The sequence below is a fragment of the Pseudomonas sp. SDO524_S393 genome, assembly GCF_054071875.1.
In genome coordinates this window covers 124,359-136,053 of sequence record NZ_JBSVVZ010000007.1, presented here as the reverse complement: position 1 = coordinate 136,053, position 11,695 = coordinate 124,359, and the positions used below count along the sequence as shown (strand labels likewise).

The window sequence follows — 11,695 nt, the reverse complement described above, 5'->3', positions numbered from 1 at the left end:
TGCGGAGTGTCAGCCACTGAATGTGCTGACTGACCCACCGCTTTCGCGGGCAAGCCCGCTCCCACAGGTTGTCTGCGTCGTCTTAAAGACCAGTAAGCAAATGCACCACGCCGTCTGACAACACCATCACGCCAGGCACACCGGCTGCGGTCAACGCTCCACTGTTCATCTTCCCGGCATCCTGCAACTGCACCCGCACCCGCGTCAGCGCCACACGTTGCTGCGACTTGAGATTCTCCGCGCCGCCCAACGCACTCAGTACGTCAGCCGACAACAGATTCTGCGATGACGATGCCGACGGCGCCGTGACGGCCTCGGCAATCAAGTCAGGGGTCAGGGCTTTCCAGAACGCCCGCTGCAATTTCTCGAACATGCTCAGTGCTCCACGACAAGTGAGGTTTCAACGGTGGCCGCGTGGTATTGGCTCAACGCCTCACGCACTTGGGAGGCTTCTTCCAGGCCCAGCACCTGACGGGCGATGAGCTGGCAGTCGGCCAGATCCAGCTCGCGAACCGTGGCCTTGATGGTCGGGATCAGCGGTACGCTGACCGACAACTCGTCCACGCCCAGCCCGATCAGCACGGGCACTGCCAAGGCTTCGGAGGCCAATGCACCGCACACACCGACCCACTTGTCATGGGCATGCGCGGCCTTGACGGTGGTGGCGATCAAGCGCAGTACAGATGGGTGAAAACTGTCGGCCTGGCTGGCCAGACGCGGATGGTCGCGGTCCATCGCCAGGGTGTATTGGGTCAGGTCATTGGTGCCGATGGAAAAGAAGTCCACGTGGGGCGCGAACACATCGGCCATCAAGGCGGCGGACGGCACCTCGATCATGATGCCCAGCTTCGGCAATTCGGTGAGCCCGAGTGCCTGTGCTTCCTCTTCAAGGATCTTGCGGGCCAGATGCAACTCCGAGACCAGGCTGACCATCGGCAGCATGATATGCAGCCGCGCAAAACCGGCGCTGGCCAGAATGGCGCGGAACTGTTCGCGCAGCAGTTCCGGGCGCTCCAGGCACAAACGAATGCCGCGCAAGCCGAGGAATGGGTTGGTTTCGGCGTCCATCGGCACGTAGGCCAGGGGCTTGTCACCGCCCACATCCAGGGTGCGCACCACCAGATTTCGCTCGGTGCCCAGAGCACGGGCGATGGCGGTATAGGTCGCGGCTTGCTCATCCGGGCTCGGCGCGCGGTTGCGATCCAGGTACAGAAACTCCGAACGCAGCAGGCCCACACCTTCGCCGCCCAACGTCAGGGATTGCTCCACTTCCTGCAACGACGCGACGTTGGCGGTGACTTCCACGTGATGCCCATCGCGGGTCACGGCAGCCAGGGTCGCCCGGGCCAGGTCACGCTGGCGGCGCTGAACTTGCTGTTGCCGAGTCACTTCCAGTTGTTCGATTTCGGCCAGGTTCGGGTCCAGGTGCAACTCGCCCTTATCCGCATCGAGCAAGACTTGCTTGCCATTGGCCAGCGCCAGCACCTGCACCGGCACACCGCAGATCGCCGGCAGGCCGAGGGCACGGGCGAGAATCGCCACGTGGCTGGTGGCACCACCACCGACAGTGACGAACCCCAGCACTTTGGTGGTATCCAGACTGGCGGTCTGCGACGGCGTCAGTTGCTCGGCAATCAGGATCGCCCGCTCCGGCAACGCCAAGGCGCTGTCCTGAATGCCCAGGATCAGCTTCAGCACACGCTGGCCGACATCGGCCAGGTCCGCCGCACGCTCGGCGATCAATGCATTGCCCATGCCCTGGAACAATTTCACCGTGGCCGCCGTGGCGCTGTTCCAGGCGAACGCGGCGCTCTTGCCTTCGGCCAGCAGCACGTGAGCCTGTTCGAGCAGGGTCGGGTCTTCGAGCAGTTCCTGATGGGCACGGAAAATTTCCGCCTGGGCACTGCCGGCAGCCTTGTCTTGCAGGGCTTGCAACGCCTCGTTTGCCGCCAGCAGGCCACGCTCCAGCGCGGCTCGTTCGGCGGTTTCACCGGCACCCGTTTCAGGGATGTTCAGTTCAGGTTCGGTGACTTGGACAACCTGGCCAAATGCCGAACCGGGCGAGGCACACACGCCTTTGAGCAGCGTCGCCGACACATTCGGCTCAGCCACCTCGGCGGCAACCGCAACCGTCTCGCCACTGCCTTGCAGCAACAGCTCAACCAGCGCCTCGATGGCCGCTTCGGCCTCCTCGCCGGCGGCGCTCACTTGCAACGTATCGCCCTGCACGGTCTGCAGCGCCATGATCGCCACCAACGATTTGGCGTTGGCGCTCTGGGTTTGCTTGTGCAGGTAGATGCTGGCGTTGAAGCCCTTCGCCGCCTGGGCAAACACCGCCGCAGGACGCGCATGCAGGCCATTGGCATTGGGCAGGGTCAACGGTTTGGAGAACAGTGCATCGCCCTCCTCTTCCTCGGGTGCTTCAAGCGTTTCACCTGGGGATAACCGCACTAACGGCTGGCCTGCTTCTACGAGCCCGTCCGCCAGCAAGGTGAACGGCTCGCCGCTCACCACCAGCATCAGGGTCAGCAGACTCCGGGCATTGAGCGCCACGTAGTCGGCATCGAATTCGATCAGCGGTTGCCCGGCCTCCACCCGCTGGCCTTCCTGCACCAACCGGGTGAAGCCCTGGCCCGCCAGGTTCACGGTGTCCAAGCCGATATGCATCAATATCTGGACGCCGTTGTCGTCGGTGACAGTCACCGCATGACCACTGTCCTGGATATCGCTGATCACCCCGGCCAACGGTGCGCAAAGGGTCTGCGACGTAGGGTCGATGCACAGACCGTCGCCGATCAGACGGCTGGAAAACACCGGGTCTGGCACCTTGTCCAGCGCCAGCAGCACACCGGACAGGGGTGCCTGCAGTTCCAGGGGTTGAGTTGTGGTCATGACTTCACCTGTTGGTTTTGTTCTGTAAAAACATTGAGCGGATTACTTCCACCAATACTCGACTTGCACACCAAAGTTCGACCCATGCCGTGCCGTCCCGTAGGAGCCGGTGTCGGACAACGCCGACCCCGCCGCCAGCTCATTCGCCGCGCGCTTGGCCGCTTCGTTCCAGGTGGCATAGGTGTAGTACAAACGCACTTCCGGCCGCGCCCAGAAATCCGGGCCTTTGGGCGACCAGGTCGGGGCGAAGGTAAATTTGCTCAGCTTGCGCGTGCCGCCCGTGGCGTCGATTTGATCGTGCCCAAGTTCAGTGACCAGCTTGAATTGCTCGCTGATCGCATAGGCAGGACGCACACCCACCGACATCCAGGTCTGGTCCTGGCTGCCGGGGCGAATATCTTTCTGGTACACAGCTTCGATCTGCCCGCCGAAACGCGGGGTTACCTGCCAGTCGAAGAACTCCACGGCGCGGTAGCTTTTGCTGCTTTTGTCCAGGCTGGTATCACCGGTATACCCCAAGCCGGTGCCGGGGCCTTCGCCGTACTGCAGGGCGAATTTGTTCTTGCCGCCCAGGAAAGGTTTTTGCACGTGCTGCGCGGTGATCGCCCAGCCGCTGTTGGCGTCACGACCACCGGCCTTGTCGATGTAGCTCAGGCCCAGTTCCAGCTCGCCACCGGGGTTGGTCTTGAAGCCTGCGACGTTGAAGTCGTGACGGGTCGCGTATTCCTTCTGGTACAGGTTGTCCTTGCGGGAAATGGCGTAGCTGTACTTGAGGTCGCCGATCAGCACGTCCTCGATACCGCCACCCGTGGCGCTCTGGTTCCAGTAGTAGAAGTCGGAGATATGGATGTCGTTACGTTTGTAGTAACGCCGACCGGCCCACAGCGAACCGCCATTGAGACTGGGCAGGTTGGACCATTGCGCATACATCTGCGGCATGCGCGCCGAGCCGTTGTTCTCGCCCTGGAATTTCAGCTCGCGGTCGTACTTGTTGTACAGCGACGCCATGGCATCGACGCTGAGCACCGAACCATCGTCGAAGGTGAGCAGGTCCTGGCGCAGTTCCAGCTCGGCATACTGTTCGCATTCGTTACCCAGACGGTATTTGGAGGGTGCCCCCGGCAGTTGGAAACACTGCTGCGGGCCACTGCCCGTGGACGTCCCCGCGCCGCTGCGCAGGTAACCGGCAAATTCCAGTGCCTGGGCGCCAAACGGCAGACTCAGACAAGACGCAACGAGGCCCAGCTTTATTGTTGTTTTCATGAAGCACTCCGGTATTTTTATTATGGTGTTTGAAGCGCCCCGTGCTCCCACACGGGGGTACAGCGGGTCTCAATCCTTGAGGTGCAACACAAACGATTCGTATGGGCGCAACACCACCGTGCCCGTACGCATCGGGCAGTCGGGATAGTTGCTGATCAACAGGCGTTGCTCGCTCGCCACGCCACCCAAGGTGTCGGGCAACTGGATTTCGCAGGGCGTGCCATAGAAGTTGTTCAGCACCAGCAGGCGCTCACCGTGGCCTTCGCGCAGATACGCCCAGACCTGTGGATGGCCTTGCAGCAGCTCGCGATAGACCCCTTCCTGGATCAACGGTTCATGACGACGCAAGGCGATCAGCGCGCGGTAGTGATGCAGTACTGAATCCGGGTCATCCAGCTGGCTTTCGACGTTGATCTGCGCCGCATTGGCCGGGATGCCGATCCACGGTTCGCCGCTGCTGAAACCGGCATTGGGCCCGGCATTCCACTGCATTGGGGTGCGCCCGTTGTCACGGGATTTCTGCATGATCGCCGCCATGCTCGAGGCCGCGGACTCACCCGCCTCAAGCTTGAGGCGGAAGATGTTCAGGGTCTCGACATCGCGGTACTGCTCAATCGTGTCGAACCCCGGGTTGGTCATGCCCAGCTCTTCGCCCTGGTACACGTACGGCGTGCCCTGCAAGAAGTGCAGCGCCGTGGCGAGCATCTTGGCCGAGACCACGCGATGCTCACCGTCATCGCCAAAACGCGTGACCACGCGCGGCTGATCGTGGTTACACCAGAACAGCGCATTCCAGCCGCCACCGGCCTGCATGCCCAGTTGCCAGTCGGAGAAGATCTGCTTGAGCTGCAAGAAGTCGAAGTCCGCCTTCACCCACTTTTGCAGGTTCGGGTAATCGACCTTCAGGTGATGGAAATTGAAGGTCATCGACAGCTCTTTCGATTCCGGCCGCGAGTAGCGGATGCAGTGTTCGAGGCTGGTGGACGACATCTCACCCACGTTGATCAGGTCATGCCCCTCGAACACTTCGCGGTGCATTTCCTGCAGGTATTCGTGCACGTTCGGACCGTCGGTGTAGAAGCGACGACCGTCGGTGTTGTCTTCGGGGAAATCGGCGGGCTTGGAGATCAGGTTGATCACGTCCAGGCGGAAGCCGCCTACGCCCTTGTCGCGCCAGAAGCGCATCAGCTTGAACACCTCGGCGCGCACCTTGGGGTTGTCCCAATTGAGGTCGGCCTGGGTGTGGTCGAACAGGTGCAGGAAGTACTGGCCGGTTTGCGCCTCGTATTCCCAGGCCGAACCGCCGAACTTGGATTCCCAGTTGTTCGGCTGGTCGCGCCAGATGTAGAAGTCGCGGTACGGGTTGTCGAGGCTGCTGCGCGCCTGCTGGAACCATGCGTGTTCGATGGAAGTGTGATTGACCACGATATCGAGCATCAACTTGATGCCGCGTTTGCCCGCTTCGCTGATCAGCAACTCGCAGTCGGCCATGGTCCCGTAGCTGGGGTCGATGGCGTAGTAATCGCTGATATCGTAGCCATTGTCCCGCTGCGGGGAACGCAGGAACGGGGTGATCCACAGACAGTCGACACCCAGCCATTGGAGGTAGTCGAGTTTGTCCACGATGCCCAGCAGGTCACCGGTGGCGTTACCCGCGTGGCTGTGGAAGCTTTTGGGGTAGATCTGGTAGATCACCGAGTGTTGCCAGTCTTGCATGGGGGTTCCTTCAATTGATTGGGTGCTGGCTGTGAGGGCCTCATCGGGGGCAAGCCCCCTCCCACATTTGAATGTGTTCACAGATCAAGGTGGGAGCCGGCTTGCCAGCGATGGCAATGGATCAGGCGACGCGATAACCGGGGCGCACGATCTTCATGCTCAACGCGTAGGTCAGCATGAACGGCACCACCATCGCGATGACCATGCCGATCACGAACATCGAGATGGAGTGCGGCACGATCGAGATGAATCCGGGCAACCCGCCCACGCCGATGGCAGTCGCCTGCACCTTGTTCAGCGACAGGAAAATGCTGCCCAGCGCCGAGCCCACCAGGGCGGCATAGAACGGGAACTTGAAGCGCAGGTTCACGCCGAACATCGCCGGCTCAGTGATGCCGAAATAAGCGGAAATAGCGGAGGTGGAAGCCATGCTTTTGTCCCGCGCATTGCGGGTGGTGTAGAACACCGCGAGCGCGGCGCTGCCCTGGGCCAGGTTGGACATGACGATCATCGGCCAGATGAAGGTGCCGCCCTGGGTGGAGATCAGTTGCAGGTCCACGGCGAGGAACATGTGGTGCATGCCGGTGATCACCAACGGTGCGTACAGCAAGCCGAAAATCGCGCCGCCGAGCATGGGCGCCAGGTCGAACAGGGTGACCACGCCTTCGGTGATCAGAATGCCGAGATGACGAGTGACCGGGCCGATGACCGCCAGGGCCAGCACGCCAGTCACGACGATGGTGGTGATCGGCACCACCAGCAGTTGAATCGCATTGGGCACCCGCGCCCGCAGCCATTTCTCGATCACGCTCATCACAAAAGCGGCCATCAGGATCGGCAGGATCTGCCCCTGGTAACCCACTTTCTCGATCTTGAACCAGCCGAAAATATCGAAGTACGGCAGGCTCTGACCGTCGAGACCGGCCACGGCCTTGCCGTAGTTCCAGGCGTTGAGCAGGTCCGGGTGCACCAGCATCAGGCCGAGCACGATGCCGAGGATTTCACTGCCACCGAAACGCTTGGCCGCCGACCAACCCACCAGGGCCGGCAGGAACACGAACGAGGTGTTGGCCATCAGGTTGATCAGGCTCCACACGCCATCCAGGTTCGGGTACGCCTCCAGCAGCGTCTTGCCCTCGATGAACATGCCCTTGGCGCCCATCAGGTTGTTCACGCCCATCAACAGGCCGGCGATGATCAGCGCGGGCAGGATCGGCATGAACACGTCGGAGAACACCCGTACCAGACGCTGCATGGCGTTGGTCTTGTCGGCACCCTTCTGCTTGACGTCGGCGATGGTCGAGACCGCAAGGCCAGTCACTTCGCGCAGGGCGGCGTAGACCTTTTCCACTTCGCCGGGGCCGATCACCACCTGGAACAGGCCACCGGTGAAGAACGAACCCTTGACCAGGTCGACCTGGTTCAACGCGCTGCTGTTGACCTTGCTCGGGTCCTTGAGCGCCAGGCGCAGGCGGGTCACACAGTGGGCAGCTTGCTCAAGGTTGTCGCGGCCCCCGAGGTTCTCGAGAATCTCACGGGCAATATTCGGATAGTCGTGGCTCATGCTTGGTTTCCACTTTGATTTTTTTATTGGGGGCAGTCATTGGCAGCACGCCGAGGCCAAAAGTACTCGTCTGTACGAGTTAAAGCAACAACTCGTCTGTACGAGTTACAAATTGTTTATCCGCCACAAGCCGCCAGCCTCTCTGCAAGCCACAGCCGTCAAAGGGTCTAATGGACAAACCCCAACAGTGCCACTATGGTTCCTGCCTTGAACGCGCCGTTCACCTTCATCAAGACGGGCACAGAGTCATCCCATGAGTAAATACAACCAGATCTACACTGATCTGCTTGCGAGCATTACCACTGAACGCCTGCAACGCGGTACGCGGCTACCCTCCGAAACCGAACTGATGGACACCTATCAGGCCAGCCGTGGCACCGTACGTCGGGCCATCGAGCAATTGCAGGAGCGCGGGTTTGCGCAAAAGATCCATGGCAAGGGCACGTTCGTGTTGTCGCCCAACCCGATCGAATTCCAGCTCGGCGGCATCGTCAGCTTCCACGAAACCCACGCCGATCTGGGCGATGACATACGCACCGAAGTCGTCGAATTCGGCCAGATCCCGCTGGAGGGCTCGCTGCTGCAACACATCGAAGCCGAGCCGGGCACCCTGCTCACCCGTATCAAGCGCATTCGGCACATTGGCGGCAAACGGGTGATCCTCGACATCAACTACTTCGTCGCCGAGCTGATCCCGGGCCTGGACCGAGAGATCGCCTCGCAGTCGATCTATGCGTTCATCGAACAGACGCTGCAACTGCAGATCAGCTACGCGCAACGCACCATCGAAGCCCTGCCCCGCAGCAAAGACGACCAGGCCCACCTCGACCTCGAGGGCCAGAGCCATGTGATCGTGGTGAGCAACCAGACGTTTTTGCAGGATGGAAGGCAGTTCGAGTACACCGAGTCGCGGCATACGCTGGACAAGTTTTACTTTTCGGATATTGCGCGGCGGTAGGCACAGAGAGTACGGGACAACTCAGTCATGGCCCGACAGAACAGTCGGCCGAATCATGACGGGACAATGCTTCTCGCCAGCCCTGCCGCCCACGCACCGACCATTTTTTCACCCACGGCGTCGAACGCGGGGTGAGTGTTTCGGTACTCGGAGAGCTCTGACAGCGCGCGACTCATTCCATCGCGCACTCTGACCAGCAATTCGTTGCAGCGGGCCTCTGACAAACCGCATGCGCTACGCCCGAACTGGACCAGCATCTTGCGCTTTGGCCAGGCCTTCGAACCACCGAGCAACAATCCCATGATGTCATTGCTGTTGTACACCGTGGTGGTCACCAGGTCGTAAGCCGGGGCAAGCCAGACATCGGCATCCTCGGCACAGTTTTCATAAAGCAGACCGAAGTTTTTCAGATGCCCGTCACCATTCTGGAGACCGGCAGAGAGTGCCACCATCAAGAAGAAATCTTCCAGCGTCCTGGCCAGACGGCTGGGTGTGACAAATGAGCGAATGAGCTTTGCACAGCCCTGGTAGCTGCCATCGTATTTCTTCGCGGTTCCCCAACCCGACAAAACGCACATGTCCTCAAAGCCGAGGTAGGCACCTTTATCGATATCGAATCGCTTCACCACCAAGAGCGTTCCTTGTCGGCTGAGCTGGAACTCAGGCACGTCGAGACCGCAATGCAGCGCGGCTCGCATGCAAAAGAACTCATTGGCTGCCAGTTGTGGAAACTCCGAGTCGTTGAACGCCTTTACCAAATGCGTGGCACCACGGTGCGTCAGGCGCTCAACATCGGGGAGTACAGGGTCAACATCACGCACCAATACCTTGGGCTGAACACCTGAGACTCCTGAATAAGCCGCATAGGTTTTCAGAAGTTCCTCGAACAGGTCTTTTGCCCCCTCATAGAGCAGCAGCTCGGAGAGCTTGACCTCAGGCAACGACTCGCCACCCGCTTGGTGGACAATACTGATGCGGCCAAGTTGGTGCGGGCCGACGATGCTCAGTAAAGCGAAGTCGTCAAAGCCCCTCACAGACTTGCTGAAACGCCGCACCAGAGCATCCTTGAGATGCCCTTCAGGGATGTGCATCTCGAACAATGGGTGGACTCCGTACTCCCAGTTGTAGCTCTCCAGGCGTACCGGCATCGTTAAGGAAACGGCACTCTCGTCGGCGACCCTTTCGTTGTACGAGAAAACCGAATCGCGTGTGTTTTCTTCCCGTCGCCCGAGCGTTCCAACCGGCACACCACCTGCACCGATGTATAACCGATCAGTTCGACTCGTCATGGACGTTTCCTGATTTCAATTCATCGAGGGTCTTGCGTCGGCGTTTGGGAATCGCGGTCAACTCATACCCCAACCCTTCAAGGATGGCCGCAACCTTGCGGATCCCGATTTCCGGAATAGTATTGTTCTCAATCCCGGAGATCGTTGCGCGGCTCATGCCGTGCCGCTGCGCGAGCTGACTCTGTGAGAGGCCGGCAGCCTTGCGAAGGCTTTTGATCAAGATGCCCAAATCGCGCATAAAAATGCATCCCATACAGTGCACTTATCAAAAAAAATTCAAAATGAACCGTATATGATGCAAATCAGTTTGAACAGCCTTTTATTCCGCAGATCATTTTTGACGGGCCTCAATGATCCCCCAAAACACAAAACCCCGGCACCAGGCCGGGGTTTTGCTATTCAGCGTGTACTTGCTACCGCAGGATCACTCCCACTCAATCGTCGCCGGCGGCTTGCTCGACACGTCATATGTGACGCGCGAGATGCCTTCGATTTCGTTGATGATGCGGCCGCTGACGGTTTCCAGCAGTTCGTACGGCAGGTGCGCCCAGCGGGCGGTCATGAAGTCGATGGTTTCCACGGCACGCAGGGCCACGACCCATGCGTAGCGGCGGCCATCGCCCACGACGCCAACGGATTTGACCGGCTGGAACACCACGAATGCCTGGCTGACCTTGTGGTACCAATCAGCCTTGCGCAGTTCTTCGATGAAGATGTGGTCGGCGCGACGCAGCAGGTCGGCGTATTCCTTCTTCACTTCACCCAGGATGCGCACGCCCAGGCCCGGACCCGGGAATGGGTGGCGGTAGACCATGTCGTACGGCAGGCCCAGTTCCAGGCCCAGACGGCGGACTTCGTCCTTGAACAGTTCGCGCAGCGGTTCGACCAGCTTGAGGTTCATTTCCTCAGGCAGGCCGCCCACGTTGTGGTGGGACTTGATCACGTGGGCCTTGCCGCTCTTGGCGCCAGCCGACTCGATCACGTCAGGGTAGATGGTGCCCTGGGCCAGGTACTTGATGTTGTCCAGCTTGCAGGATTCGGCATCGAACACGTCGATGAAGGTGCGACCGATGATCTTGCGCTTCTTCTCCGGGTCGGCTTCCCCGGCCAGGTTGCTCAGGAACTGGTCTTCGGCGTTGGCGCGGATCACCTTGACGCCCATGTTCTCGGCGAACATGGCCATCACTTGCTCACCTTCGTGCAGGCGCAGCAGGCCGTTGTCGACGAAGACGCAAGTCAGTTGGTCGCCGATGGCCTTGTGCAGCAGGGCTGCTACCACAGACGAGTCAACACCGCCGGAGAGGCCCAGCAGCACATTGTCGGTACCGACCTGGGCGCGGACCTGGGCGATGGCGTCTTCAGCAATTTTCGACGGGGTCCACAGCGCTTCGCAGCCGCAGATATCGAGGATGAAGCGCGACAGGATGCGACCGCCCTGCTTGGTGTGGGTCACTTCCGGGTGGAACTGCACGCCGTAGTAACGGCGCTCGTCGCTGAACATGCCGGCGATCGGGCAGCTCGGGGTGCTGGCCAGGATGTGGAAGTCTTCCGGCATCCTGGTGACCTTGTCACCGTGGCTCATCCACACGTCGAGGCCGAACAGGCCATCGGCGTCGACGTGGTCTTCGATGCCGTCCAGCAGCAGGCTCTTGCCGACGACGTCGACACGGGCATAACCGAATTCACGCAGCTCGGAACCTTCGACCTTGCCGCCCAGTTGCTCGGCCATGGTCTGCATGCCGTAGCAGATGCCGAATACCGGCACACCCAGGTCGAACACCGCCTGTGGACAGCGCGGGCTGTTGGCCACGTGCACGGACTCGGGGCCACCGGCGAGAATGACGCCTTTTGGCGCGAATTCGCGGATCGCTTCGTCGTCCATGTCGAACGGATGCAGTTCACAGTACACGCCGATTTCACGCACGCGGCGGGCGATCAGCTGGGTGTACTGGGAACCGAAGTCGAGGATCAGGATGCGGTGGGCGTGAATGTCGAGGGCCATGAAGTCAGTCT

At 60.5% G+C, this 11,695-nt stretch carries 9 protein-coding genes; 1 reads left to right on the top strand and 8 read right to left on the bottom strand.

Annotation, left to right across the window (positions count from 1 at the left end):
* Positions 1 to 82: 82 nt before the first annotated feature.
* From ACW9IB_RS05590 to treP, 5 genes are all read right to left on the bottom strand, one after another.
* The gene (locus ACW9IB_RS05590; protein WP_457412678.1) at positions 83 to 373 is read right to left on the bottom strand and encodes a PTS transporter subunit EIIB; all 291 of its coding nucleotides are present in this window, start codon (positions 371 to 373) and stop codon (positions 83 to 85) included.
* Between the two features lie 2 nt (positions 374 to 375).
* Positions 376 to 2,892 carry a phosphoenolpyruvate--protein phosphotransferase gene (gene ptsP, locus ACW9IB_RS05585; RefSeq protein ID WP_457412676.1) on the bottom strand — a complete coding sequence of 839 codons (2,517 nt, stop codon included), beginning with the start codon at positions 2,890 to 2,892 and terminating at the stop codon, positions 376 to 378.
* Positions 2,893 to 2,934: 42 nt separating this feature from the next.
* Positions 2,935 to 4,155, bottom strand: coding sequence for a carbohydrate porin (locus tag ACW9IB_RS05580; protein ID WP_457368953.1), 1,221 nt, complete (start codon positions 4,153 to 4,155; stop codon positions 2,935 to 2,937).
* 69 nt (positions 4,156 to 4,224) lie between these two features.
* Positions 4,225 to 5,871, bottom strand: a complete 1,647-nt coding sequence (treC, locus tag ACW9IB_RS05575) for an alpha,alpha-phosphotrehalase (RefSeq protein ID WP_457412674.1) — start codon at positions 5,869 to 5,871, stop codon at positions 4,225 to 4,227.
* 121 nt (positions 5,872 to 5,992) lie between these two features.
* Complete coding sequence (treP, locus tag ACW9IB_RS05570; RefSeq protein WP_457412672.1) at positions 5,993 to 7,435, bottom strand: PTS system trehalose-specific EIIBC component; 1,443 nt, start codon at positions 7,433 to 7,435, stop codon at positions 5,993 to 5,995.
* Positions 7,436 to 7,688: 253 nt separating this feature from the next.
* Between treP and treR the strand changes: the two genes are divergently transcribed.
* The gene (treR, locus tag ACW9IB_RS05565; RefSeq protein ID WP_457368950.1) at positions 7,689 to 8,393 is read left to right on the top strand and encodes a trehalose operon repressor; all 705 of its coding nucleotides are present in this window, start codon (positions 7,689 to 7,691) and stop codon (positions 8,391 to 8,393) included.
* A 53-nt stretch (positions 8,394 to 8,446) separates the two neighbouring features.
* On the opposite strand, the gene ACW9IB_RS05560 is transcribed toward treR, so the two are convergent.
* The 3 genes from ACW9IB_RS05560 to guaA form a co-directional block, all read right to left on the bottom strand.
* The gene (locus ACW9IB_RS05560; RefSeq protein WP_457412671.1) at positions 8,447 to 9,682 is read right to left on the bottom strand and encodes a type II toxin-antitoxin system HipA family toxin; all 1,236 of its coding nucleotides are present in this window, start codon (positions 9,680 to 9,682) and stop codon (positions 8,447 to 8,449) included.
* Positions 9,666 to 9,920, bottom strand: coding sequence for a helix-turn-helix domain-containing protein (locus ACW9IB_RS05555; RefSeq protein WP_457412670.1), 255 nt, complete (start codon positions 9,918 to 9,920; stop codon positions 9,666 to 9,668). The genes ACW9IB_RS05560 and ACW9IB_RS05555 overlap by 17 nt, the downstream gene beginning before the upstream one ends.
* A gap of 186 nt (positions 9,921 to 10,106) precedes the next feature.
* Entirely contained in the window at positions 10,107 to 11,684 is a 1,578-nt protein-coding gene (gene guaA, locus ACW9IB_RS05550) for a glutamine-hydrolyzing GMP synthase (protein WP_457368948.1), read from the bottom strand.
* Positions 11,685 to 11,695 lie beyond the last annotated feature (11 nt).